At 57.8% G+C, this 24,037-nt stretch carries 20 protein-coding genes and 1 tRNA gene; 9 read left to right on the top strand and 12 right to left on the bottom strand.

Annotation, left to right across the window (positions count from 1 at the left end; genetic code table 11):
* Window positions 1-5 precede the first annotated feature (5 nt).
* Window positions 6-710 (bottom strand): type II secretion system protein, encoded by a 705-nt coding sequence (locus HWX74_RS07545; RefSeq protein WP_176012961.1) that lies wholly within the window; start codon window positions 708-710, stop codon window positions 6-8.
* A gap of 50 nt (window positions 711-760) precedes the next feature.
* The gene (locus tag HWX74_RS07540; protein ID WP_176012960.1) at window positions 761-1,780 is read right to left on the bottom strand and encodes a LacI family DNA-binding transcriptional regulator; all 1,020 of its coding nucleotides are present in this window, start codon (window positions 1,778-1,780) and stop codon (window positions 761-763) included.
* Between the two features lie 300 nt (window positions 1,781-2,080).
* Between HWX74_RS07540 and HWX74_RS07535 the strand changes: the two genes are divergently transcribed.
* Complete coding sequence (locus HWX74_RS07535) at window positions 2,081-4,729, top strand: hypothetical protein (RefSeq protein WP_176012959.1); 2,649 nt, start codon at window positions 2,081-2,083, stop codon at window positions 4,727-4,729.
* A 314-nt stretch (window positions 4,730-5,043) separates the two neighbouring features.
* Here the strand turns inward: HWX74_RS07535 and HWX74_RS07530 are convergent, their stop codons facing one another.
* The 3 genes from HWX74_RS07530 to pgi form a co-directional block, all read right to left on the bottom strand.
* Window positions 5,044-6,447 (bottom strand): PP2C family protein-serine/threonine phosphatase, encoded by a 1,404-nt coding sequence (locus HWX74_RS07530; RefSeq protein ID WP_176012958.1) that lies wholly within the window; start codon window positions 6,445-6,447, stop codon window positions 5,044-5,046.
* A 186-nt stretch (window positions 6,448-6,633) separates the two neighbouring features.
* Window positions 6,634-7,668 (bottom strand): KamA family radical SAM protein, encoded by a 1,035-nt coding sequence (locus HWX74_RS07525; protein ID WP_176012957.1) that lies wholly within the window; start codon window positions 7,666-7,668, stop codon window positions 6,634-6,636.
* 62 nt (window positions 7,669-7,730) lie between these two features.
* The gene (gene pgi, locus HWX74_RS07520) at window positions 7,731-9,308 is read right to left on the bottom strand and encodes a glucose-6-phosphate isomerase (protein WP_176012956.1); all 1,578 of its coding nucleotides are present in this window, start codon (window positions 9,306-9,308) and stop codon (window positions 7,731-7,733) included.
* A 362-nt stretch (window positions 9,309-9,670) separates the two neighbouring features.
* Here pgi and lepB point away from each other — a divergent pair, with 362 nt between their 5' ends.
* The 6 genes from lepB to HWX74_RS07490 all read left to right on the top strand — a co-directional run bounded on the left by lepB (window position 9,671) and on the right by HWX74_RS07490 (window position 13,255).
* The gene (gene lepB / locus HWX74_RS07515) at window positions 9,671-10,165 is read left to right on the top strand and encodes a signal peptidase I (protein ID WP_176012955.1); all 495 of its coding nucleotides are present in this window, start codon (window positions 9,671-9,673) and stop codon (window positions 10,163-10,165) included.
* An 8-nt stretch (window positions 10,166-10,173) separates the two neighbouring features.
* Window positions 10,174-10,680 carry a hypothetical protein gene (locus tag HWX74_RS07510; RefSeq protein WP_176012954.1) on the top strand — a complete coding sequence of 169 codons (507 nt, stop codon included), beginning with the start codon at window positions 10,174-10,176 and terminating at the stop codon, window positions 10,678-10,680.
* Window positions 10,681-10,891: 211 nt separating this feature from the next.
* Entirely contained in the window at window positions 10,892-11,068 is a 177-nt protein-coding gene (gene rpmF / locus HWX74_RS07505) for a 50S ribosomal protein L32 (protein WP_176012953.1), read from the top strand.
* Window positions 11,069-11,091: 23 nt separating this feature from the next.
* Window positions 11,092-12,174: a phosphate acyltransferase PlsX gene (plsX, locus tag HWX74_RS07500; protein ID WP_176012952.1), complete on the top strand. Its 1,083-nt coding sequence runs from the start codon at window positions 11,092-11,094 to the stop codon at window positions 12,172-12,174.
* The gene (locus HWX74_RS07495; protein ID WP_176012951.1) at window positions 12,171-13,154 is read left to right on the top strand and encodes a beta-ketoacyl-ACP synthase III; all 984 of its coding nucleotides are present in this window, start codon (window positions 12,171-12,173) and stop codon (window positions 13,152-13,154) included. The genes plsX and HWX74_RS07495 overlap by 4 nt, the downstream gene beginning before the upstream one ends.
* A 23-nt stretch (window positions 13,155-13,177) precedes the next feature.
* A tRNA-Pro gene (locus HWX74_RS07490) sits at window positions 13,178-13,255 on the top strand.
* Between the two features lie 77 nt (window positions 13,256-13,332).
* On the opposite strand, the gene HWX74_RS07485 is transcribed toward HWX74_RS07490, so the two are convergent.
* Entirely contained in the window at window positions 13,333-13,638 is a 306-nt protein-coding gene (locus HWX74_RS07485) for a hypothetical protein (protein ID WP_176012950.1), read from the bottom strand.
* Window positions 13,631-15,043 carry a hypothetical protein gene (locus tag HWX74_RS07480; protein WP_176012949.1) on the bottom strand — a complete coding sequence of 471 codons (1,413 nt, stop codon included), beginning with the start codon at window positions 15,041-15,043 and terminating at the stop codon, window positions 13,631-13,633. The genes HWX74_RS07485 and HWX74_RS07480 overlap by 8 nt, the downstream gene beginning before the upstream one ends.
* A gap of 379 nt (window positions 15,044-15,422) precedes the next feature.
* On the opposite strand from HWX74_RS07480, the gene HWX74_RS07475 reads away from it, so the two are divergent.
* Entirely contained in the window at window positions 15,423-16,664 is a 1,242-nt protein-coding gene (locus HWX74_RS07475) for a hemolysin family protein (RefSeq protein ID WP_176012948.1), read from the top strand.
* A gap of 74 nt (window positions 16,665-16,738) precedes the next feature.
* On the opposite strand, the gene HWX74_RS07470 is transcribed toward HWX74_RS07475, so the two are convergent.
* The 3 genes from HWX74_RS07470 to HWX74_RS07460 form a co-directional block, all read right to left on the bottom strand.
* Window positions 16,739-17,464 carry a prepilin-type N-terminal cleavage/methylation domain-containing protein gene (locus HWX74_RS07470; protein ID WP_176012947.1) on the bottom strand — a complete coding sequence of 242 codons (726 nt, stop codon included), beginning with the start codon at window positions 17,462-17,464 and terminating at the stop codon, window positions 16,739-16,741.
* 88 nt (window positions 17,465-17,552) lie between these two features.
* Window positions 17,553-19,568 carry a carbohydrate binding domain-containing protein gene (locus HWX74_RS07465; RefSeq protein ID WP_176012946.1) on the bottom strand — a complete coding sequence of 672 codons (2,016 nt, stop codon included), beginning with the start codon at window positions 19,566-19,568 and terminating at the stop codon, window positions 17,553-17,555.
* A 114-nt stretch (window positions 19,569-19,682) separates the two neighbouring features.
* Window positions 19,683-20,705 (bottom strand): LacI family DNA-binding transcriptional regulator, encoded by a 1,023-nt coding sequence (locus tag HWX74_RS07460; RefSeq protein WP_176012945.1) that lies wholly within the window; start codon window positions 20,703-20,705, stop codon window positions 19,683-19,685.
* A 511-nt stretch (window positions 20,706-21,216) separates the two neighbouring features.
* Here HWX74_RS07460 and HWX74_RS07455 point away from each other — a divergent pair.
* Complete coding sequence (locus HWX74_RS07455; RefSeq protein WP_176012944.1) at window positions 21,217-22,212, top strand: YeiH family protein; 996 nt, start codon at window positions 21,217-21,219, stop codon at window positions 22,210-22,212.
* A gap of 31 nt (window positions 22,213-22,243) precedes the next feature.
* Here HWX74_RS07455 and HWX74_RS07450 read toward each other — a convergent pair whose 3' ends face one another.
* Both HWX74_RS07450 and HWX74_RS07445 read right to left on the bottom strand, forming a co-directional pair.
* On the bottom strand, window positions 22,244-22,945 hold the full coding sequence (locus HWX74_RS07450; protein WP_176012943.1) for a hypothetical protein: 702 nt from the start codon (window positions 22,943-22,945) through the stop codon (window positions 22,244-22,246).
* A 47-nt stretch (window positions 22,946-22,992) separates the two neighbouring features.
* The gene (locus HWX74_RS07445; RefSeq protein ID WP_176012942.1) at window positions 22,993-23,934 is read right to left on the bottom strand and encodes an AraC family transcriptional regulator; all 942 of its coding nucleotides are present in this window, start codon (window positions 23,932-23,934) and stop codon (window positions 22,993-22,995) included.
* Window positions 23,935-24,037 lie beyond the last annotated feature (103 nt).

Below are 24,037 nucleotides of genomic sequence, written 5' to 3'. Positions count from 1 at the left end.
AAAAATCAGTCGTTGTTGATTTTCAAATTGGTGTAGCGGCAATAGCTGCCTTCGCTGCCGGCACGCCGGCCGATCTTGCCCTCACGTTTGTGGTTTTCAACATGGCCGTCGACGAAGGAGAATCCACTGCTGGTATCGCCATGGAAGTAGAAGCCGTTGCCGGGCCACGATTTCGGGTCCGTGTAGGCCAGATATTGCCAGTACGGGGTGCTCTGGCCATGATAAATGGAAATCTCATCGTAGTTCATGATCAAATCGGTCGGCGACTTGACTTTGGTGGATTTGACCGGCAGTTTGGTGCCGCCTGCCGCATTGTAAGTCCAGCCGTTCAATTCCGAATTGTAGCCGTAACTGCCGATGGAATCCCGGTCGGTGCTCTGCTGCGGACAATAGAAGGAATCGATCGAACCGAGATACGGAAAAATCAAATCCATCCAGTTGACAAAATGGTTGTCTTCGAGAAACCATTTGTAACCGGGATAGTTGGTATCGGTCTGAGTGTCGCCATCATAGTAATACGGCGCGAAATAGTCGTCGCTGTCATTGCCGTATATGGCGAGCGCCAGCGCGATCTGCTTGAGCTGGCTGGTGCATTTGATGTTTTGGGCGGCCACTTTCGCTTTGGCCAGCGCCGGCAGCAGCATGCTGGCGAGAATGGCGATGATCGCGATCACAACCAGCAGTTCAATGAGTGTGAATTTTTTGTTCATTTCAAGAGAATCCTTTCCGTTGGTTATTATTTTGGAACAGATGTAATTATTCAAGCGGAATCCCGTAAAATCAGTTGTGGTTTCAGCGTCAAATCCACCCGGCAGTCCCGATGCCGGATCAAGTCCAGCAAACCATCGGCGGCAGCCCGGCCGATTTCCCGCCGCTGGAGATCCACCGTGCTCAAAGCCGGAATCGTAAACTGCGACACTTCGATGTTGTCGAAACCGAATACCGCGACATCATCGGGAACCCGGATGCCGTTGGCATGGGCGGCGGCCAGAAAGCCGGTCGCCAGAATATCGTTGCCGCAGAAAACGCAGTCGAACGGCGCCCCGGTCTGCAACAGCTTCAGGCAACTGGCGAAACCGTCGGCGTAGGAGTAGCCGCCGCGGATCCAGATCACCTCCTTGCGGTCCATTCCGATGCCGTCGAGGAAACCGCGCTCCTTGCCGCGGGCCAGCGAATGCTCGATGTCATCGAGACATTCCCGCTTGTAGTCGCCGAGGATCACAGCCGGACGTTTGCGGCCGATCCGCCGGAAATATTCGCCGACCATGCGGCCGCCGGCCCGGATGTCAACCCGGACATTGTTGGCCTGATGCGGGTTGTTGCTGCCGACCAGAACGAACGGCTTCGCCCAGCAGTCGAGCCGTTTCTTCAAGTCCGGATAGAGATCGGTCTCACAGCCGCAGATGATGCCGTGAATGTTGGCCGCCTTGAACACATCGTAATAAAAATCGCCGAGCAGCGGAATGTCGTTGAACAGCAGATGGGGACTGACCTGCCAGCCGACCGTCTGGAATACCGCGCTGATGCCTTCGTATATTTCGGCGAAGAGAAAATCCATGCCGAGCTGGGTTCTGGGCAGCGGATGGATAAAGACGATCTGCTCCCGAGCGAACGGCAGATTGTTGTTGGCCAGATGGCCGTTCGGGCGGTAGCCGAGCTCGGCCGCCTTCTGAAAGATGCGGCGCTTGGTCTCATGCCGGACCGGCGATTTTCCGCTGAACGCCCGGGAAACCGTCGACTCGGAAACATCCAGCATTTTGGCAAAAGTTCTGATGTCCATGATTTCTACTTCATTTCGGTTCCTATTTTGCAGCCGAAGCTCCAAGGAAAATTATAGCAAAAAAAGAAAACAATGTCAATACCCTGATGAAAAAAAATGTAAAAAAAGTTAAATTACATTAAAAATAAAGGTGTTACAGAAAAACCAATAAATGCAACCCGTTGCTAATATTAGCATGCAACCAGTGGCATTTTTTTGCGTTAATTTACATTGAAAGGGTTGACTTTTTCGTCAAAATACACTATAAATAAAAACAGTCGAAGACAATTTTCCCCGGAAACCATTTTGGAGACCCATCGCATGAAGAAAAAACAATTTCTTTCTCTGTTGGGGGTGGCGTTGTTGAGCACTCCCGTTGTCGCCGCCGGCACTTCCAACCAGTATGACCTCCTGCACGGTGTCAAAGACTGGAAAGCGGAAGCCGACGGCACCATGCCGATTCGCATCACGGCGGCAGACCCGTTGACGGTGGTCGCGGAGCCGGACGGCGGCGCGGAGGATTTTCCCCGGGTCGGCTACCGCGGCAAACCGCAGGACTGGCGCGGCTATACCAGATTGAAAATGCGCGTCAAACTGGATACCGAGGTCAAGGATATCGTCGCGGTCGGCAAAAACATCGCCGTGACGATTTACGACGACGAATACCGGCATGAAAACCTGGCCGGCTTTCCGCCGGTGCAGCAGGGGGCCGGCAATGCGACCGTCAAAGTCGGCGACTGGCAGGATATCGAGCTGAATATCGCCAAAATCGATCGCGGCGCCGCCATCGGGCTGGATGTTTACCTCTATGAGATGCCGTTCAGTTATCCACATGAATACCGGTTTGAGATTGCCGAGCTGAAACTGATCGGCGAAGATACCGAGATGACGCTGTTCGACGGCGGTTATCTCGAGCCGGAGGCGCTGAAGTCGGCGGCGGCGGTTGACGCGGCGGCGAAGCTGGAAACCCGGGACGGGCTGTCGCTGACGATCGGCGAACACGGCGAAATCGCCGACATCGGTCTGGACGGCTTCACCGTCGGCGGAGAGAATGACCGGATTTCCGGAGTGCTGCTGTTCGACCGCAAGAACGGCAAAGCGCCGGTCGCGGCCGGCGGGACAGTGCGCCAGATCAGCCCGGACGCGGTTGAGCAGGTCACGGAATTGACGGACCAGGGCTTGAAACTGACGGCCGAATATCGGGCGTTTGACGACCATATCACCGTCAACGGCACCGTCGCGTCGACGAACGGCGAAGACCGGGCGATTACGGTTTATGTCGCGCTGCCGGTCGCCGATTTCGACTGGGAGTGGGGCAAAAGTCTGACCCGCAAAAGCCGGCCGTTCCTCAGCAGCCGCAAGGTGCCGCATCTGGAAGAGCGTTTGACCGATTATCCGTTCAGCAGCCTGAGCGCCGAAGAAGGCGGGCTCAGCATGGCGATCCGGCTGGACGAGCCGACCGCCTACCGGCTGGCGGTCAATCCGCGGGAAAAACTTTACTATGTCGCTTTCGACATCGCGCTGCTGGACGAGCCGAAGGCGGCCGGCGGGACGCTGGCGGCAGCCGATTTCAGCGTCACGATTTACCGGCATGATCCGAACTGGGGTTTCCGGTCGGCGGCGGAAAGTTATTACCGGTTCTATCCGCAGTTCTTCGTCGACCGGGTCGGCAAAGGCGGCGGCTGGGAACTCGGCTGGCGGGAAACGGAAGATACGCCGGAGGAGCTGATCAAAGGCGGCTACCGTTTCTTCTGGGGCATCGACGGCGCCCGCCAGTATGCGGCCTGGAATTCCGAAAACGGCGTGCTGAATCTGGTCTACATCGAGCCGGAATTCCTGCAGTTCAGCATGGGCGACGATGCGGAGCCGACCTACGAGGGAACGGTGGAGCGGCTGAAAAAACTGAGTGACGGCGATGAAGAGGAGTGGAAAAAATTCCTGCCGCTGCATTACACCCAGGCGTACAACTGCCATCCCCATGCCGACGGCATCGAAATCCGGCCGTTCGTCACGGCGCTGATGCACGCGGCGCAGGTGTCCGGCATGTATGACCGGGACGGCAAGCCGATCATGAACCTCGCTTACCGGCCCGGCTGGATCGGCGACAGCGGTTTCGGCGCGATGATTCCGTGCAACCTGAATCCGGCGATTCCGGGCGGCAAGGGACTGGTCAACGAGGACCTCTGCCTGATTCCGACCATCGCCCAGATCGAAGAAACCACCGGAGCGCGGATCGACGGCTTCGGGCTGGATTGTTTCCTCGATGCGCCGGCCGATTACCGCCGTGAAAATTTCCGCTACAGCACCAGCCCGATCAGTTTCGACCCGGACACCCTGCAGCCGATGATTCCGCGCGGCTTCAGTTCGGTCGAATGGCTCAACTATATGGGCGACAAATATCACGCGAAGGATATGGTTTTCATGGCAAACGCCTTCGGGCCGATCACCTTCTCGACGCCGCAACTGGACATCTTCGGCATCGAAAACAGCAGCGTGTGGAATCCGGAATTTCTGCGGACGATGGCCCGCCAGCGGCCGGCCACTTATCTGCCGTACCACATGCAGCCGATGGAATCGATCGAATACCATCTGCTCTGGGGCATTTATCCGGGCCGCGGCATTCCGGCCGACGTACTGGCGCCGATGATCGAAGTGCTGGACAAACTCTATGCCGCCGGCTGGGAAGCGGTGACGCTTGCCGTTGCCGAACCGCGGGAATTTCTCCGCATCGAACGTTTCGGCCAGGGAAAAAACCAAACGTTGTTCTTTTCGGTGCATAACCTCAACACGGAACCGGTGGAGGCGACCATCGATGTCGATTGGGAAGCGTTGAAGCTGAACCCGGCCGAACTCGAAATCCGGCAGATTTATCCGGCCTCGGAAAAATTGACCGCGACGAAAACCGGCTGGACGATGGAGCTGAAGGGGCAGGCGACGGTCATCGTCGAAGTGGCGCCGAAGCAAAAGTAATCGTGCCAATCGCTGCTGCGCCGCTCCGGTTTAAGGCCGGGGCGGCGCAATTTTTATCGGAAGATTTTTCTTACGAACTGGAAAAATGCCGGACCGGCACGCCATATTGCCGCAGGTTTGATAAAGAGGCTGATCGAGCGGAATCCGATTTCGCCGGAGGAGCAAGAGGCGCCCAGGTCATCGCTTTGCAACTGCCGCCCAGGCAGGGATACAACAAGCCGGCTTCAGCGGTGGTGTCAAACGAATCGCCATTCCGCCCCCGAACCAGCCGTGATCATCAAAAAAAGAGCGCCTTGCAAGGCGCTGCGGGACGGTCAGATATGCTGGATCAGGATCATCGTCTGGTCGTCGATTTGCTCGACCGAGAAATCCCCGACCGATTTCAAAATGCGGTTCAACGTCTTCTGCGGCGTGTCGTTGTCGAGCCGCGATTGCTTGAAGACTTCCTGCAGCCGTTCGGTGCCGTACTCCTCGCCGTCGGCATTCAACGCTTCACTGATGCCGTCGGAAAACAGCAGCAGCGACATTCCGGTCTGGAATTCAAAACAGACGCTGTCGAAGGTAGCAAATTCGTTGGGCAGGATGCCGAGCGCGGTGCCGTCCGGCGACAGCCGGCGGATGTGGCCGCGGACGAAGCTGAGCAGGTCGGTATGGCCGGAACGGGCATATTCGATGATCGAATGCCGGCGGTCGAGCAGGCAGCAGGCCAGTGTGACGAAACGCTCGGCGTCGGAATCGCGGTAGAGATTTTTGTTGACCTCCTGCAGAAAGCTGGGCAGGTCGGCGAAATGATCGGCAATCGACCGGATGAAGCTGCGGGTCATCGAGGTCAACATGCAGGCCGGCACGCCCTTGCCGCAGGCGTCGCCCATGACGATCAGCAGGCGGTTGTCGTCGATCTCGACGAAGTCATAAAAATCCCCGTTGACCTCCTTGGCCGAACGGGTGAAAGCGTGAACGGCGAACTGATCCCAGGCCGGCACCGACTCCGGCAGCAGGCTGGATTGCAGCTGCCGGGCGAACTCCAGCTCCTGATGAATGCGCTGCTGGCGGCTGACTTCGGCGTAGACCCGGAACAGCTCCTGGGTGACCACCACCTGGGTGCTGATGAAACGCATTTGCTCGTATTGCTCTTCGCTGAAAGAAACGCCGACCCGGCTGTTGACGGCACAGATGACGCCGGTCAACCGCTGGTTGCGCAGCATCGGCATGGCGATGATGCAGCTCAAATTCGCTTCCGGATAATCGGCGAAACGCGGATCATGTCCGGGGTCTTCCAGCAGTTCCGGCAGTTGCGAAAGCGCCACTTCGCCGATGAAACCGGCGCCGAGCGGAATTTTTTCCCGCCGCAGCCGCTCCAACAAATGCGCCGACTCCAGCATGCGGCTGCTCCGATGGCCGCGATACAGCGGATAGGCGCCGGATAGGCCGGAAGCCGCCAGTTGCCCGTCGTGATATTCGTAGATACAGACGGCCTGGGCGTTGACCAGTTCGGCGATATAGTGCGCGATGTTGCTCATCGCTTCCGCCGGTCCGGCGTTGTCCCGCAGGCTGTTGGCAAAAACGGTCAGAAAGTCGCCGATCTGATTTTTCTGGCGCTCGACTTCCAGGTAAGTGGTATGCAGCGAAGCAAATGATTTCCGGGAGAGCCAGAGCGCCGTCGCGATCCCTGCCAGGATCAGGCAAACGATCAAAAGAATCCACGCCGGAATAAACATACTGCTGCTCTGTCTTCACTCAAAAATTCATCGGTTAAATTACCTAGCGGCTCTCCCGAAAAAACGCTATATTATAATGGACAGGACTTTGCCGAAAATTCAACCATACTTCGGATATTTTAGCGAAAAACATCCGCGCCGCCATCATCCGAATGAATCGATTCATGTCAACGGCACCGTCTTTCCTCAATCGGGATAAACGATCCAGTGGTCCGGCGCATCGACGCCGGGATAACGGCCGTCCCGGCTGTAATCCGGCTGCAAAGCCACCTTGCCGCCGCCCTCCGGCAGATCGATGGCAAAGGCCGGCACCGCCAGCGACGACAGGCGCGGCCGGAAATAGCGCAGCGCCGCCAGGCCGGCTTCAATACCGGTGGCGAAATGGCGGACGCCGCGCACCGGATCGACGTGAAAGAGGTAGTGCGGCTTCACCCGGAGCGCGATCAAGCGGCGGAACAACTCCTCCAGCACCGGCGGCGAATCGTTCACTCCTTTCAGCAGCACGGTCTGGTTCAGGACGGGAATGCCGCTCCGAACCAGCCGGCGGCAGAGCGCGGCGGCCTCGCCGGTCACTTCGCGCGGATGGTTGAAGTGGGTCAACAGCCAGATCGATTCGAAAGTGCGCAGCAGCTCCAGCAGTTCATCGCTGAAAGCCGACGGCAGCGTCACCGGCACCCGGCTGCCGATCCGGATCACCTCGATTTGCGGCAGATGGTCCAACGCCGTCAGCATCCGGCGCAATGTCTCCACCGGCAGCGTCAACGGATCACCGCCGGAGAGCAGTACTTCGTGAATTTCCGGATGCCGCCGCAGATAGTCGAGTGCCGCTTCGAATTCGGCGGCGGAGATGACGCCGAGTTCGCCGCCGTCACTCCAGGTCCGCTTGCGGAAACAGAAGCGGCAGCGCATCAGGCAGTGCCCGGTAGTCAGCAGAACCACCCGGTCACCGAAGCGGTGGATCAGCCGCGGCACCGCCGACTGCCGTTCTTCCGCCAGCGGATCGGGCGAGGACTCGACATCGGCCAGCTCCGCCGGGTCCGGCATGCACTGCTTCCAGATCGGGTCGTCCGGAACGGCGGCCTTGTCGATCAGGTCCAGGTAATAGCTGTTGAGCAGCACCGGATAACGTTCTTCCACCCGCGCCAGTTCGGCGGGCAGTTCGATGCCGAGGTAAGCGGCGGCATCGGCCAGACGATAAAAAAATTGTACGCTTTGAGCCATGACAGTAAAAAGGCGCCGCCGGAAGGATTTGCGCTTGCCGGCGGCGCCGGGAAAAATCGGTTTTATTTTTGCAGGGTGAAAAGATATCCCTTGAGCGGATCGTAACTGCGGGTAAGACAACCGCAGGGACAGTTGACCGCCGCCTTGGCCAGCAGGCCGCCGATTTCGATTTCGCGCTCCGGCAGTCCGAGCTTCGCGGCGAACTCCGCCGCCGTGCCGCTGAAATTGCCGAGTTCCGGCAGCGCGGCGAACAATTTTTCGCGCAGGGCCAGGACATCCTTGGCCGCCACCTTGTACGCCTGGACGCCGGGCTGGTGGAAGGCGTTGATGTGGATGAATTCGGCGTAAACCGCCACCGCCCGCTCGTACAGCGCAATCAGCATGCCGAGGTTGAAGGCGTTGATTTCGTCGATCTGAATGCCGATGACCTGGCGCCCTTTATTCAGCAGCGCCGCCGCCAGGCCGCCTTCGAAGCCGTGCAGGTAATCGCCCATGACGATATCGGGGCCGACCGGCAGGCGCATCGCGTCTTTGAGCACTTCAATAAAGGTGATGAAGAAATCGTCGCGGCCGTCGTTCAACTGCTGGATGAACGCGTGGGCATCGGTACCGCCTTTGTTGCCGAAGACGTTCAGCCCCTGGTGGACGACCTTGCCGTCGAGGTCGAGCTCCTTGCCGAGGCTTTCCATAACCAGTTGCTGCAGGTAGCGCGACATCAGGATCAACCGGTCGGCATACGGCACGATCACCATGTTGCGGTCGCCTTTGCCGTTGCCGGCGATATACCACATCGCCGCCAGCAGGTAGGCCGGATTCCGACGGTAATCCCCGGTCCGCGTCCAATTGTCCATATGGCAGGCGCCGTCCAGAAACGCTTTGAAATCGACGCCGGCCAGCGCCGCCGGAAGATGGCCGACGATGCTGGTTTCACTGGTCCGGCCGCCGATCGATTCGGCCATTTCGAAGACGCGCAGCCAGCCGGCGCCGCGGGCGTGTCTGTCCAGTTCGCTGCCGGCCATCGTGATGGCGGCGGCATGTCTGGCGAAATCGAGCTGCTTTTCCGCGTAATAATTTTCCAGCGCGGTCAAATTGTTTTTGGTTTCCTGGGTGCCGCCGGATTTGGAGATCGTCACCTGCAGGGTGGTTTCCGGATCCATCACCTGCAGCAGGTCGGCCAGCCCGGCCGAATCGGTGTTGTCGAGGAAATAGAGTTTCAGATAACCGTTGCGCTGCCGGTCGCTGAGTTCGTTCCAATAGGGACCGTTGATGGCGAATTGCATCAATTGCGGGCCGAGGGCGGAGCCGCCGATGCCGTTGATGACGGCGGCGGTGAATTTCCGGCCGGTGGCGCCGGTCAGCGTGCCGGAACGCAGCGCCTCGGCAAACTCATTGACCGACTGAAAGAGGGCACTGCCGCGATAGGCGATCCGGTCGGTGAAATGGGTGACTTTGCGTTGCTCGTCCGGATTTTTGATCGCTCCGTTTTCGAGATTCTTCATTTCGCGGGCGGCACGGGCGAATTTATCCTGCAATTCGGCCAGATCGGTCTCATCGAATTTCATGCCGGCGAAATTGATGGAGAAATTGCTGGCACTGTCGATCAGCGTGTAGTCATGGTTGCGTTCGATCCACTGGTTCATGCTCTGCTCCTGCTTGGTCTGAAATATAGTATAAGGCGATTGATCGTTTTCCGGTAATCAATATACAGCCGGGCCGCTTTTTTTAAAGCGCATCGGCAAAAAAAGTGCCTTCTCCCAGGGGAAGGAGAAGGCCAGGCAAATAGGGAAAAGAGAGGCGATTTGTTTTAAATAGACCGAAGGAAAAGGGATTTTGTTCGATATCGCGGCCAGGATAAAGAAAAAAATTGCCGATGGCAAAAAAAAACGGTGAAAAGACCGGGGCGTATTTGGATTTTCGGCTTTCGGTGTGTAAATTTATGCGAATCCCCCGTGGGATGGTTCTGATGACATCGGATGTGTGATTTTTATGGAAGGACGGCGTGATGGCTGGCGATACGATTGGTGATTTTCTACATCCCAAACTGACCTGGAAATTCCTGCTGCGCCTGGCGGCGGTGGCGTTGACTGCCTATTTGATTTTCGGTTATCTTCTGATACCGTGCATCATCCATGGCGGCAGCATGGAGCCGACGTACGCCAGCACCGGGTTCAATTTCTGCTGGCGCGGCGCTTTTTTCTTCGACAAGCCGAAGATCGGCGATGTCGTCGTCGTCAAATACGAGGACCGGGTGTTTTATCTGAAGCGGGTGGTCGGCATGCCGGGCGACACGATCAGTTTCTATGAAGGGAAACTGTACCGCAACGGCCAGCAGGTGGAAGAGCCGTACGTCAAGCTGCCGTCCGATTGGAATTTGCCGCCCCGTCATGTTGAAAAAGGACACTATTATGTAGTCGGCGACAACCGCAGCATGGATATCGATATTCATCAGTTCGGCCAGGTTGCCGCCAAACGAATTATAGGAGCGCCGTTATGGTAAATACCGGGATGATTGTTCGAATTTTCGTATTGATAATGCTGGCGATTATGATCGGCTGCGGATTCTATTACTGGCTGCGGCCGCCAGAAGAGGTCGTCCAGGTGCGGAAGACGCTCGAAAAATTGTGCGAGGACGCCTCCAAACCGAAAAGCGGTTCGGCAGCTTCGCTGGTGCTGAAATCCCAGCGGCTGCCGGATTTGTTCGTCGATCCCTGCCAGTTGGATCTGCTCGGCATTCGCGGCGAGTTGACCGGCAAATTTTCACCGCAGGAGCTCGCCTCGCTGGTGGTGCGGTTGCACGGCGCATTCGATACCTACCAGATCAAGGCCAGCGATGTCCAGATCACCATCGATTCGCCGACCCGGGCGACCATCGAGTTTGCCGGTTCGTTTCACGGACGGACCAAGCAGGGCGAGACCATCGAGGAATTGCGGGACTTGACCGCCCATCTCGAACGGGTGGACGACCAATGGCGTTTTGCCCAGTTCAGCATCCGCAAAGTGATCGAAAAATAACGGCGGGATATCACTGTACTCCATCGGCGCGACGTCTTTCGGACCGGTGGAGTGCGGTTATTTTTCATATACTTGCCGATTGACGGATTGAAAAATCGTTATGCCGTTGTATATTTAGGCCTTTAAGTCGTCGTCTGCCGGGATTTTTGTCGTTGGCCGGCAGGGCGGCCGGATTCGGAAGTGTAAACTTTATTTTCAAGGAGATATAAAAATGGCAGTACCGAAAAGAAAAACATCGAAGATGAAAAAACGCCAGCGCAAAGCGGCAAACCGTTATGAAGGCGTTCAGGCCACTTTCTGCACGAACTGCTCGGCGCCGGTGATGCCGCATCGCGTCTGCACGGCCTGCGGTACCTACAAAGGCAAACAGGTTCTCGTGATCGATTAATTGTCATTGATTTCTGGTGAATGATGAAAATTGCCGTTGACGCGATGGGGGGCGATTATGCTCCGGCGGTGGTGATCGAAGGGATCACGACGGCACTTTATGATTTTCCGGAACATGAATTGGTGATCGTCGGCCATCTGGCCAAATTGGCGTATCACCTCGAAAAATACGGTTTGAGCGGTCACCCGCGCATCCGCCTGGTCCATGCCGAATCGGTGGTCGAGATGAGTGAACCTTCGACGAACGCCCTCCGAGGCAAGAAAGATTCGTCGATCACCATTTGCGCGAAGCTGATGAAGGACCGGGAGGTGGACGCCATCGTCAGCGCCGGGCATACCGGGGCGGCGGTGGCGGCAACCAAAGTGCTGGTGCGCACGCTGCCGGGCATCGACCGGCCGGCCCTGGCGGCCAACATTCCCAGCCAGACCGGCCGTTTCATCCTGATGGATGCCGGAGCCAACCCCGACTGCGAAGGGGCCAATCTGGTGCAGTTCGCGTTGATGGGGGAAATTTACGCCCAGTATCTGTTCAAAAGCGAACGACCGTCGATCGGGCTGATCAGTGTCGGCGGCGAAGATATCAAAGGCAACGATCTGACCAAGGGCGCCTTCAAGATGATCTCCAGACTGCCGATCAATTTCGTCGGCAACGTCGAAGGCGACACCATTTTCGAAGGGGCCGCCGATGTGATGATTTGCGACGGATTCAACGGCAATGTGTTTTTGAAATGTTGTGAAGGAATGGCCAAGGCCACCATGTTCTGGCTGAAGAATGCTTTTTCCAGAAATCCGTTGCGGATGACCGGGGCGATGCTGGCCAAAAATGCGTTTCGTGAATTGAAGACGATCGGTGACGCCGAAGAGCTGGGCGGGGTACCGCTGCTGGGTGTTAACGGCATTTGTATCATCGGCCACGGTTCCTCCAGTCCGCGGGCGGTGCGGAACGCCATCCGGGTTGCCATCGACATGGGCAAATTCGGCCTCAATGAAAAAATCGCCCGCCGGATCAATGAGACCGGCTGCCAGTTTGCCGAATTGAAGCGGCAGGTAGCTGAAATCGTTGGCTCCCATCCGAATGCCGACAGTAAAGCCAAGGAGTCGAGATGAGTTTGAAAATCAAAGGGACCGGTTCGTACGTGCCGGAGCAGATATTGACCAATGCCGATCTGGAAAAGATGGTGGAAACCAACGACGAATGGATTCGCACCCGTACCGGCATTGAAGAGCGTCGGCTCGCCGCTCCGGAACAGGCCACCAGCGATTTGGCCGCCATTGCCGTGCAGCGGGCGCTGGAGATGGCGGGCATTCCGGGCAGTGAGCTGGATGCCATCATCGTGGCGACGATTACGCCGGACCATATTTTTCCGAGCACCGCTTGTATTCTGCAGCAGAAGTTCGGCGCCGTCCGGGCGTTCTGCTTCGATCTGGAAGCGGCCTGCAGCGGATTGGTCTATTCGCTGGAAGTGGCCCGTTCGCTGATGAAGACCAACGCCGCACTGAAGCATGTGCTGGTGGTCGGCGCCGAAAAAATTTCATCGGTCGTCAATTGGGAAGACCGCAACACCTGCGTGCTGTTCGGCGACGGTGCGGCCGCCGTCGTCCTGGAAAATGACGGGCAGGAAGGCGGCGACAGCATCATCGCGGCCAAGCTGGGGGCCGAGGGCAATCCGGAGATTCTGCACATTCCGGCCGGCGGCAGCCGGAACCCGGCTTCGGCGGAGAGTGTCGCCAACAAGCAGCATTTCATCCAGATGGCCGGCCGGGATACCTTCAAACTGGCGGTCAATGCGATGGTAAGCTCCTGCCGCGACCTGCTGGATGCCGCCGGCGTCGAAGCGTCCCAGATCCGTTATCTGGTGCCGCATCAGGCCAATTACCGGATTATCAAAGCGGTCGGTCAGCGGCTCGGGATCGGCGATGACAATGTTTATGTCAACATCAACCGCTACGGCAACACTTCCGCCGCCTCCATCGGTATTTGTCTGGATGAGTTGGCGCGCGGTCAACAGTTGAAACCGGGCGATTACCTGCTGCTGACCGCGTTCGGCGGCGGGCTGACCTGGGGATCGATCCTGATTCGCTGGTAAGCAATCCAGATTTTTCTGACCGTCGGGGTATAGCGCAGTCTGGCTAGCGCATCTGCTTTGGGAGCAGAGGGTCGTGGGTTCAAATCCCTCTACCCCGACCATTTTTTATTCACCGTTTCTGAAATACCGGAGGCCCGGCCGCGGCGACGGTGGAACGGTTTCTGACAGCGCGACAGCATCAAACCGTCTGACAGCGGTAGGCGACCAGATTTTTCTTCACATCCCGGCAGGCTTCGACGCTGGCCAGCTCCAGCGTTTCGCCATGCCAGTGAAGCCGGGCGCCCGGATAAGGCGCCAGGCCGGAGCGCAGCAGAAAAGTCCATTGCCGGGCGGTTCGTTGCGGAACGGCATCGTCTCGGACTTGGCTGGCCTGCATCAGCACCATCACCTGAACCTGGCAGTCGACCCATCCCGGCAATCCGTCGGACAGTTCGCCGTCCGGCAAACTCAGCACTGCCGTTTCGGTGAACAGATCGTCAAACATGGTCGGCCTCCGGCCGGGGAAAGGCGTTTTCAATTTCCTGCAGGACTTGGCGGTAAGCTTCCGGGCTGATTTTGCGGTATTTCTCCAGCAGCGCGACCGCCGCGTGGGCGACTTCCCGCTGATAGGCGCCGCCGATCTTCAATTGATTGAGGCCGAGCAGCCCTTCGATCGACTCTTTGAGGTTGATGACGGAAAAATCCCGATTGTAGCTGAGGTCGGGAACCGGTACCGTGGCGTCGAAACGGTGCATCAGTTGCCAGGCTTGCAATTCCGCCTGTTCCAGCAGTTCCACCCGGCAGGTCAGGAATTGCCGGACATTCTGCTGGTCCCAGGCTTTCGATTCGGCAGTCTGCGCCTCACGGGAGTCGCGCTGGACCGCCATGCCGACGACATCGAACATTTCCCGCTTCAGGTTGAAATTTTCGGAGCGGATCGCCTCCACTTCGGCGCCGCCCGGGGCGATATAGCGGCTGACGCCCTTTTCTTCCGGACTCTCCCAGATGGCGGCTGAACGGGCCAGCACATGGCTGAATTTTTCCGGTTCGCCATCACTGCGGCGTTCCGGCGGCCGGGCCGAACGGGCGAAACTTTCGGAAATGACCAACAGGCCGAACAGTTGCTTGACGATATTCATCTGGCTTTCCGACTCGTTGTTCAGGATGGCGTCGGAAATCCGGACGACATCTTCGAACCAGTGGTTGGCGGCGATCCCGAATCCGTCGGCCTCTTCGGCATGGACCAGCGGCACGCAGCCGAGATGATGTTCGCCGGAAGCGGCCAGGCAAATCTGGCCGTCGCGCGGCCGGCATTCGAATGCATACCAGCGATCGCGCGTCCACAATTTGCGGCGCAGTACCGTTCGAGGCGGCCGGAACGGGTCGCCGTTGAGCAATTGCTGCTCCTCCAGCAGGGCCCAGGCCAGCTTGCCGTCCGCATCGAAGGCCCAGTCCGGCACCGCCAGCGGCGACAGGGCGATGGCGTAGGGGCACAGTTGCTCCGCCTGCTGGCGTTCCAGGTCGACGTCGCCGGAAAAGCGCGGCATTTCCACCAGCAGCCAGGCGCTGCCGTAAATGTTCAGCAATGTGGAAAACTGCCGCATCACTTCGTTGACCCGCAGCCCGTGGCGGGAAAAATCCTCGACCAGATCGGCGGCCGCATTGCGCCGCTGCGGATCGACGGACAACACGTACTGGGTGATCAGCCGGGCCAGCTTGCGCGGATAGTTGAAATAATAGGCCCGGTGGCGGCGCTCCTCATATTCCAGCTCGATTTCGGAGACGTGTTTGATCAAAGCCGTCTCGATGTAGGCTGCGCCGCCGGAGTAAGCGGCCCGGCTGCGCTGCCAACTGGCCAGCTGCTGCTGGTAGTGCGGGTGGCGGCGCCGGAAGAGATATTCCAGATCCATAAGGCAAACCTCCATGCTTGGGTTGGTGTTACCGGTTAAGAACGCGTCAACCGTCCCGCGGTTAATTTTTTATAAATCAAGCAGTTATCGCATTATTTGCCAAAAAGCGGCAGGTGGAGGAACAATGGCGGGCGAAAAAAACATTTGCATTTTTTCCGGTTCGGCAGTATAGTATTATTTCATGAATACATCAATTGTTACAATCGAGTCCGAGTCCGCCGCCGCCGGCGAAGATCCGCTGCCGCGAAGTAGCAGCGCGGCCGTCGGTTCTACTGCGGCCGTATTCCTTTCTTTTTCAAACGCTTACCGTTTCCTTTCCGAATCCATCGGACGGGAGGCGGCTCTTTTTTTATCCCGTAACTTTTCATTGAGGAATTAAATGATCATTTTTATCGTCAGTATTGCCTGCGCCCTGGGGGTGTCGTTTCTCTGCTCGCTCCTGGAAGCGGCGCTGCTGAGCGTCACGCCGAGCCAGTTGGCGACGATCCGGCAGCGCAACCAGAAAACCGGCGAAATCTGCAAGCGCCTGAAAAACGATATCGAACGGTCGATCGCGGTTATCCTGATCCTGAATACCGCCGCTCATACCATCGGTGCAACGGTGGCCGGCGCCCAGTTCAACGTCCTGTGGGGGGAAGCGCTGATCTGGCTTTTTTCGCTGCTGTTCACGGTGACGATGGTTCAATTCACCGAAATCCTGCCGAAAACGCTCGGCGTGCATTACAACCGGCAAATTCTGGCCGTTGCCGCCCGGCCGCTGAACGTGATGGTGTTGCTGATGTATCCGTTCATTCAACTGGTGCACCTGATCAACCGGCCGTTTGAACGGGTGCCGGCCGACGGCCCGACGGCGACCGAGGAAATCTCGGCGCTGGCCGGCATGGCGCGCAGCACCCAGTTGATCAGTTCCCGGCAGGAACGGATCATCAATGCGGCGCCGCGTTTGTCGGAACAGACGGCGGAGCAGATCATGATTCCGGTGGAGAATATTTCATTTCTGTCGACGACCCAGACGATGTCCGAAGCGATCAACGCCGCCCATACCGATTTTCACACCCGTTACCCGGTCTGTGAGGACGGCGACAGGGATAAAGTGGTCGGCTACGTCAACTTCAAAGAGCTGGTCGCCTCTTTCCGGGCCAATCCGGAACGCACCAATATCCTGGAAATTCTGCGCCCGATCAATACGGCGGCGCCGGAGGATTCGGCGGCCAATCTGCTGGAGCGTTTTGCCACGCAGCACTGCCACATGTCGATCGTCTGCGATGCCGGGGGACATACGCTCGGCCTGATCACGCTGGAAGACATCGTCGAAGAACTGGTCGGCGACCTGGACGATGAATTCGATCCGCTGCCGCGCACATTTTATTCGCCGAGCGAATCGTTCTGGGTGGTCGGCGGTGGCAATTCACTGTCGATGGTTGCCCGGGAGACCCGTTTGAACTTGCCGAAACGGGCGGAACCGTTGTCGATCTGGTTTTCCCGGATGCTGGACCGGCCGCCGCGGGTCGGCGATCTGTACCGTTATCACAACGTCGAATTTTACGTTCGGAAAATCCGACGGGGGCGGGTGCTGGAGTTCAACGTCCGGAAGATCAAGAACGTCGACCATTCCGCCTGACGTCCCGGAAGGCCGGCGAATGAATTATGAGGGCCGGCAGAAGCCGGCCTCCCATTATCGCAGTTCATCGGCCGTCAATTCGGCAACTGCCAGCCCCACGACTCTTCATACGGCTTCCACATCCGCTGGGCATCTTCCTCCATCTGGTGCCGCCGCAACGATTCGACGTGACCGTCGAACATGGTGATGTTGGCCTTGCGGTTATGCCGCATGCCGACCACATACCACGACGCGTCCTGTTCGCCGTCGCCATAATAGGCGCCCGGCTGAATCAAGGCGGTCACATCGCTGCCGAGTCCCTTGCTGAGCTGGGCGTCCGCTTCGGAATCGCCGAACTGGATCAGATTGGACATGCTGCCTTTTTTGGCCATCAGCGTCGAAATTTTCTTCACTACGCTGCTGCCGGTTCCCCAGCAGGCAGTGCCGGTCGCTTTGTAATGAATGCCGTATGACCAGATTTTGTTCTTGTTCTTCGCATTGTCCCGCTTCGCATACACCATCGTATCGCTCGCGGTCGGGCAGATCATCGCCTCCTCATCGATCGAATAATCGTCATGCAGCATCTGGATGAAGGTATGGCCGCCCTCAATGTAATAGGCGGTAATCGAATAATCGTCGTAATCATTGTTGTACATCGTCGCCATCAGGCCCATCGTCTTCAGGTTGCCGACGCACTTGATCGCCTGGGCGGATGCTTTGGCTTTTCCCAAAGCCGGCAGCAGCATGCTGGCGAGAATGGCGATGATCGCGATCACAACCAACAGTTCAATAAGCGTAAATTTTCGAGCGTGTTTCAACATTTTCTTACCTCACTTTTTTTTACTTGGCAAACCAAAATCTCAATCTATCTATCTCCAGCCGGGCGTGCACTCCCGGCGCCATCCAGATTCATAGCGCGGGCGGCGGGTCGAGCCGCAGAATATCGCAGCAGGTGTTCAAGCCGGTGAACCGGTAATGTCCGGGCCCCTTTTCATAGGTCCGGCCGCGTTCGGACAACAGCCCGGAAACCCCTTCGACGACCAACTCGGCATCGACCTCTCCCGGTCCCGGCGACATCACCAGCACCCGCAGGCCGCCTTCACCGTCGGCGAACGCTTTGGCATAAACCTCGCCTTTGGCCGCTTCGACCTTCACGTCCGGGGCAGCCGCCGTACTCAGCAGGAACGGTTCGAGTTTGCGCAGCGTCCCGGCAACGCGGCAGACTTCCGGCCAGCGGCGTTCGAACTGCAGTTTATCCGGCCCCCAGTGCAGATCAAAGTAGGAATACATCACAAATCCCTTCGCGCCGCGCATCGCTTCCAGCAGCGACATCGCCAGCGTTTCGGTCTCGGTCGGCGGCCGCAATTTCTCGAAATAATCGCCAGGATCCTGCCGCCAGTCGCTGTTATAGAAGCCGGTGTGGTGAATCTGCGGTACCGACCACAGCGGCATCTGCAGCGATTCCGCTTTTCGCGTCGAATTGTCCACGCCGAGGATATGTTTGTCGTCGCGGAAATTGATCGGGTAGGGATCGTTGCCGAAAATGTCCTGGGCCGGAACGTAACATTGAAAATCCTTCACCTGATAATAGACCGACCAGGTCGGATGGAACGGGTCGAGTTCATTGACCAACCGACGGCGGGCGGCGATTTCCGGCACTTTTTCCACGGCGGCTTCGTCGCAGATGTACCAGGCAAGCAGCGCCGGATGAGCTTTCAACTTCTTCACCAGCAACAGGGCGCCCTCTTCCGCCGTCAGTTCCGGCCGCCAGCTCAATTTGTACCGATCATACATGTCTTTCAATGAAAAAATGACTTTGACGTCCCGGTCGTCGCAATAATCCAGCACTTCGGTGATCGTCGCCAGGTCGGCCCGTTCCTCCTCGCCGAAGGTCAGATTCGGGCTCGGATACGGCATGACGCAATTGAACGGGCTGTCACTGATCAAATCGATATCCTCCCTGGTCAACTGCTGCGTATACAACCCGATCGGCAGATACGGCTTGCCGTCGACAATCAAACGGTACTCTTCATCGACCATCGCCGCATTGTCCGGCAATTCCGGCCGCGCCGCCCGGCGCACCTTGAAGGTTTTTTCCGCCAGGATTTCCCGGCGCTCCGGATTGAGCCAGTAACCGCGGACCGTCAGATTCCCATCCGGCCCGGCCGGCGGCCGGATGGCCAGGCGCGGCGCATCGACGCCATAGAGTTCCGCCTGCGGTGCGCCGTCGATCTGCAGCAGCAGCTTTTCGCATGCCGTCTGTTCCGGGTCGGCGCCTTCGATTCTGGAATAGAACTGCATTGCCTGACCGTCATAAACGGTGTGATGGGTCGGATAGACCAGTTCCAGTTGCCACAGCGGCGCCTGCTCCCGGACGAATACGTCGTCATACCAGGCGGTGCCGGTCGAATTTTTGCGCAGATACAAACCGATGATATAGTGGCAGTCGCCTTCGCGGGGCGTGGTGAAATCCGCTTCGACCAGCACCCAATCCTGAGTGCCGCTGACCGGCCGGCTATAGGCCCCGGCCGCATATTTGTTCCCGGCGCTGTAACCTTCCATGTAAAGTCCCGCGCCTTCGCCGGTGACATCTTTGGTCCGCACCATCGCGCCAAACCGGTAGCAGGTGCCCGGCTTCAGTTCCACCTCCCGCATCACCAGCGTATAACTGTCATCCTCCCGGCTGTAGCGCAACGCGCCGGTCTGGTTGATGCCGCCGCGGTCGACCAGAATCTTTTCGCCGTCGACATGCGACCAGCCGGCCGCGCCCTGTTCAAAACCGCCGTCCGGCAGCAGATTCGCCATCTGCACCGGTTCGGCCGCCACATTGGTCCAGCCGCTCAAATCCATCGCCTCGATCGGCGTACCAAACGCCGAGGCCATCGATAAAGAAACGGCCAATCCCGCTATTCGCTTGGCAATCATGATAAGTACCTCCCTGTCTCAATAAATAAATCTATCCTGGAAATTATCAAATATTTTTCTTTAATGATTAAAAACTCATTCAATTCAAATATTCAAAAGCATTTTTTTATTTCCTCAACCGGCGGAATCGCGCCAAATGAATTTCGGCGTCACCGTCACCATTCGATTGGCAATGGGCATCCGGTCGAGCTGCTCCAGCACCAGCTTCACCGCCGCCGCCGCCTGCGCGTCACAGCATTCATCGATCGAAGCCAGCGGCGGTTCACAGCCGGCCGCGAACAGCTCATTGTCATGGCCGATCACCGCGACATCCTCCGGCACCCGGAATCCCAGCCGCTTCAACTCCCGGATCATGAAAATACCGTAAAGATCATTCTCGACCAGGATGCCGTCCACCCCCTCCGGCAGCCGCCGGAGCACGAACTGCACCCGTTCGGCAACCTCAACGCTCCGGCTGACTCCCGGCATCCGCACCACCCGGGAAGCGGAAGCCGGCGGAACGGCGGCAATCGCCTGCAGAAATCCCGCTTCGTGCGCATACCGCGACACATATTCGCTGTCGTCGACGATCAGCGCCAAATGCCGGCGGCCGCTGTTCAGCAGATAGGTCGCCGCCTCGCAGGTCGCCGCCGCCCAATCGATCTCCACCAGTCCGGCGCCCGGCGGCACCGGGCGGCCGATCATCACCACGTTCGGCTGACCGGCAAAAAAACTGTTCAGCTCCTGGTTGCCGGCCGGATAGTCGTGCGACACGCAGATCACCCCGTCCACCCCGTACTGCAGCAGCGTCCGGTAGCCTTCAATAAAATTGCGGACGTTGTCGTGCGATTCGGAAATGATGATCCGGTAATCGGATTTCGCCAACTCCCGTTCGATGCTGAAAATCGTATTGTAATAATGTTTCGGCGCATTCGAATCGATCATCACGCCGATCATCCGCCCCGAACTGCCGGCCAGCGTCCGGGCGGCGATATTGGGCCGGTAATTCAGCCGCTTTGCCGTCGCCCGAATCAATTCCGCCTTGGCCTCTCCCACCCGGATGTTGCCGCCCGCTCCGGAAAGCACTTTGGCGACCGTTCCTAGCGATACGTTCGCCTCGCGGGCAATGTCACTCAGCCGAACTTTCGACGCAGCCATAATCCGTCCTGTCATCCTTCGTTGTATTATGATAAAAATAAATAAAGCGCTTTATCAGCATCGCAAAAACTTTTTCTTTTCAACTTCTCATTCGAATCATCGTCATTCTTTCAGCTCGACAGCTTCCGGTTTGTCGATCGGTCGGCAAACCGGAAGACGGCGTTTTGATAAAGCTGAAATAAAGCGCTTTATCAGCATCTGGATAAAGTATAGCAAAAAAATCCCGGAATGTCAACCCCCTTTTTTCAGAAAAATGATATATTTTTATATTTCATATTTCATCAGCTCTTTTTACCCGTCACACCCCGCCGCTTCCCGCCGGTTGACCGGACAACTTTCTTCAGGGTTCGCCGAATTGACATTGGATAATTAATAATTATATAATAATAATAAACAATAATTTTTAATTTTCATTTTCCCGGCTACATTAAATTTCATCATTCGCAATCATCAACCGCAAGGCCGGCCTTATCACCAGGAACCGGCAGGCAATGAAAGGAAAAGATAACCGATGAAAGCAATCAACCAACCATCGTGGCGACACGGCGCTTTCCTGCTGACGGCAGCAGCGTTTTTTCTGATTCCCTGGCTGTGGGCGCCGTCGCGCAACTATGCGCCGGGGATCGCCGTCATCGCCGGCGTGCTGTTCGCCGTGACGATCGGCAACCCGTTTGCGGCGGTCACCGGCAAACTGACTTCGACGCTGTTGGGAATTTCGATCGTCGGCATGGGATTCGGCATGAATTTAGTCGATGTGCTGCACGCCGGGGCGAACGGCATGCTGTACACCTTCCTCGGCATCGCTTTCGGCATTGGTTTCGGCGTCTGGCTCGGCAGGAAGCTGGGATTGCCGCGCGACTGCATGTATCTGGTCAGCGTCGGCACGTCGATCTGCGGCGGCAGCGCCATCGCCGCGGCGGCGCCGGTGCTGAAAGCCAAAGCCCACGACGTCGCCATCGCCTCGGCGACGGTCTTTACCTTGAACGCGGTGGCGCTGGTGGTTTTCCCGATCGTCGGCCATGCACTGCACATGGATGAAGTGCAATTCGGCTTCTGGTCGGCCCTCGGCATCCATGATACCAGTTCGGTGGTCGGCGCCACCATGCAGTACGGGCCGACCGCGCTGGAGGTCGGCACCACCGTCAAGCTGGCGCGCGCCTTGTGGATCGTGCCGGTCACTCTGTTCCTCTCCTGCTGCGTCGCCACCGCGGCGGAAGGAGAAAAACGCCGGATCAAAGTCAAAATTCCGTGGTTCATCCCCGGTTTTCTGGCCGCGGCGGCACTGGTGACCTGGCTGCCGGCCACCGCCGGAGCCGGAGCGCACCTCAAGGAACTTTCCAAATATCTGATGATTCTGACGCTGTTTCTGATCGGCGCCAATCTGACCAGGGACAAATTGAAGGAACTCGGCCTCAAACCGGTCATTCACGGCGTCGTGCTGTGGATTATCCTGGCCGCCGCCTGGGGCGCCGCCATCCATTTCGGCTGGGTGCATTGCGTCAAATGACCGCCCCGGCGGGCAGCCGGCGGGCATCGCGTCATTCGACGCCCTCCGCCGGCAAGATTTCCGCGGCGATGGCAGCCGGGGCAGCCGCTTCGGGCGCGGGTTCCGGCTCGCTGCCGGCCCAGTTGATGCCGATCGAAAACGGTAGCAGCGCCGTGTCGCCATAGTGGTAATTGAGCAAGCCCAATTGCAGGACGGCCCCTTTGTCGACGACGTTGAACAAACCGAGTTGGAATTTGCCCTTGCTGTTGAAAATTCCCAATTGGGCCACACTGTTCAGATTCCACAACGCCAGTTGGAAAAGCGCCGGATTCGGCCGGGCGCCCTGGTTGGCCAGCACTCCGATCTGGAACGCGCCATTGTCATTCCAGGGCGCAATCTGCAGAAACGAACTGCCCTCTTGGGCTCCTCTGTTGATCAACGCGGCAATCTGGACGCCGCCGCCGTCGGACCGGTTGTCAATACCGGTCTGCAAGCCGTAAAGCCAGCCGGAATTGTTGGTCATTCCCAACTCCCAGCCGGCCACCAGGTCATCGGTGGTGCTGCTCCCGTTGACCTGCACCGGCAAATTGACCCGCAGGCCGTAAATCCGGCTGCCGGGCTGACCGCTGTTGGTCGCATAGCCGACGTTGATTCCCTTTTGCTGCCCCACTGCGGCATAACCGACATTCACACTGTTGCATCCGGTCAGCCCGACCGCGGCCAATGCCGCCAATCCGATGAAAATTCTGTACATCTTTCTCTCCTGAAAAATTATGGAACATCAGCCGGCCAGCCGGCCGGCTACTGGTTTGCCTTGTCGAGAATAAAGGGCGGAAATTGACGGTCCTTCTGCTCCGCCGTCTGTTGCTGCTCCTTCTGCCACTGCCGCGGCTGCTGGCCGGTAATGCGCTTGAATTGCCGGTTGAAACTGGAAATGGAATCATAACCGCAGCGCAACGCCGTCTCGGAAATCGAATACCTGCCCTGGCTGCGCAATTCAGCCATCGCCATCGTGATGCGCAAATGCTGCAGATAATCCAGCGGCGTTTTGCTGGTCGCCTGCAGGAAAACGCGGCGAAAATGAGTCGGGCTGAGGCCGCACAGCGCCGCCAGCTTGGCGATTTCGACCTTTTCCCGGAAATGGTTGACCAGATACTGCACCGCCAGGTTGACCCGGCTGAGCTGGTGAAGCGTCGTATTGGCATTGTCGTACCTGCGGCCGGTCGCCTGAATTTTATGCAATTCGATGGTGAACAGCGCCAGCAGCGCCAGGATGTGCGGCTGACGGAACGGTTCGTCGCGATTATCGGCGACCGCGATCAGCCGGCCGATGATCCGGCAGAGTTCCGGCTGCTGGGACGGCGAAAACAGATTGTGGAAGTTTTCCCCGTAAAAATGGCTGAAGTTGCTCAATTCCAACTGACCGAAAGCCGGAAACAGCGCTCGTTCCGGATCGAAATAAAGCCAGCGCCACTCGCTGGAAGTGCCGAGCATGCTCTGGGCGAAATGCGGTTCGTGCGGCGTGATGACCACGCAGTCGCCGGCTTTGAAGGTGTAGGTTTTGCCGCCGATGATGAAGATGCCGTCCCCCCGCAGGCAGCAGCCGATTTCCGGCACCTGGTGGATGTGGAGCCGGACGATCTCCCAATCCGGATGGCGGTGAAGGCTGCGGCAGAAAAACGGCAAAGGCTCCTCCAGAGTGATGGCGTCAAAGAAATACGGATAATCCAATTTGTTCTGCATCGAATCCTCCCACCCGGCCCTATTCGTTCCTATTCTTTAGGATAGACGAAAAAGACCGATATGCAAACCGGATTTCACCTGGATAAGCCAATGAAATCAAAAA

Origin of the sequence: Victivallis sp. Marseille-Q1083, from assembly GCF_903645315.1 — a bacterium.
In the GTDB taxonomy this organism is placed as follows: Bacteria; Verrucomicrobiota; Lentisphaeria; order Victivallales; family Victivallaceae; genus UMGS1518.
This window is presented reverse-complemented; position numbering and strand designations above follow the sequence as displayed.

Bases quoted from the DNA above. Each gene is read 5' to 3' on its own strand.
- HWX74_RS07545 (WP_176012961.1), bottom strand. From the start codon at position 710: ATGAACAAAAAATTCACACTCATTGAACTGCTGGTTGTGATCGCGATC.
- HWX74_RS07540 (WP_176012960.1), bottom strand. From the start codon at position 1,780: ATGGACATCAGAACTTTTGCCAAAATGCTGGATGTTTCCGAGTCGACG.
- HWX74_RS07535 (WP_176012959.1), top strand. From the start codon at position 2,081: ATGAAGAAAAAACAATTTCTTTCTCTGTTGGGGGTGGCGTTGTTGAGC.
- HWX74_RS07530 (WP_176012958.1), bottom strand. From the start codon at position 6,447: ATGTTTATTCCGGCGTGGATTCTTTTGATCGTTTGCCTGATCCTGGCA.
- HWX74_RS07525 (WP_176012957.1), bottom strand. From the start codon at position 7,668: ATGGCTCAAAGCGTACAATTTTTTTATCGTCTGGCCGATGCCGCCGCT.
- pgi (WP_176012956.1), bottom strand. From the start codon at position 9,308: ATGAACCAGTGGATCGAACGCAACCATGACTACACGCTGATCGACAGT.
- lepB (WP_176012955.1), top strand. From the start codon at position 9,671: ATGGCTGGCGATACGATTGGTGATTTTCTACATCCCAAACTGACCTGG.
- HWX74_RS07510 (WP_176012954.1), top strand. From the start codon at position 10,174: ATGATTGTTCGAATTTTCGTATTGATAATGCTGGCGATTATGATCGGC.
- rpmF (WP_176012953.1), top strand. From the start codon at position 10,892: ATGGCAGTACCGAAAAGAAAAACATCGAAGATGAAAAAACGCCAGCGC.
- plsX (WP_176012952.1), top strand. From the start codon at position 11,092: ATGAAAATTGCCGTTGACGCGATGGGGGGCGATTATGCTCCGGCGGTG.
- HWX74_RS07495 (WP_176012951.1), top strand. From the start codon at position 12,171: ATGAGTTTGAAAATCAAAGGGACCGGTTCGTACGTGCCGGAGCAGATA.
- HWX74_RS07485 (WP_176012950.1), bottom strand. From the start codon at position 13,638: ATGTTTGACGATCTGTTCACCGAAACGGCAGTGCTGAGTTTGCCGGAC.
- HWX74_RS07480 (WP_176012949.1), bottom strand. From the start codon at position 15,043: ATGGATCTGGAATATCTCTTCCGGCGCCGCCACCCGCACTACCAGCAG.
- HWX74_RS07475 (WP_176012948.1), top strand. From the start codon at position 15,423: ATGATCATTTTTATCGTCAGTATTGCCTGCGCCCTGGGGGTGTCGTTT.
- HWX74_RS07470 (WP_176012947.1), bottom strand. From the start codon at position 17,464: ATGTTGAAACACGCTCGAAAATTTACGCTTATTGAACTGTTGGTTGTG.
- HWX74_RS07465 (WP_176012946.1), bottom strand. From the start codon at position 19,568: ATGATTGCCAAGCGAATAGCGGGATTGGCCGTTTCTTTATCGATGGCC.
- HWX74_RS07460 (WP_176012945.1), bottom strand. From the start codon at position 20,705: ATGGCTGCGTCGAAAGTTCGGCTGAGTGACATTGCCCGCGAGGCGAAC.
- HWX74_RS07455 (WP_176012944.1), top strand. From the start codon at position 21,217: ATGAAAGCAATCAACCAACCATCGTGGCGACACGGCGCTTTCCTGCTG.
- HWX74_RS07450 (WP_176012943.1), bottom strand. From the start codon at position 22,945: ATGTACAGAATTTTCATCGGATTGGCGGCATTGGCCGCGGTCGGGCTG.
- HWX74_RS07445 (WP_176012942.1), bottom strand. From the start codon at position 23,934: ATGCAGAACAAATTGGATTATCCGTATTTCTTTGACGCCATCACTCTG.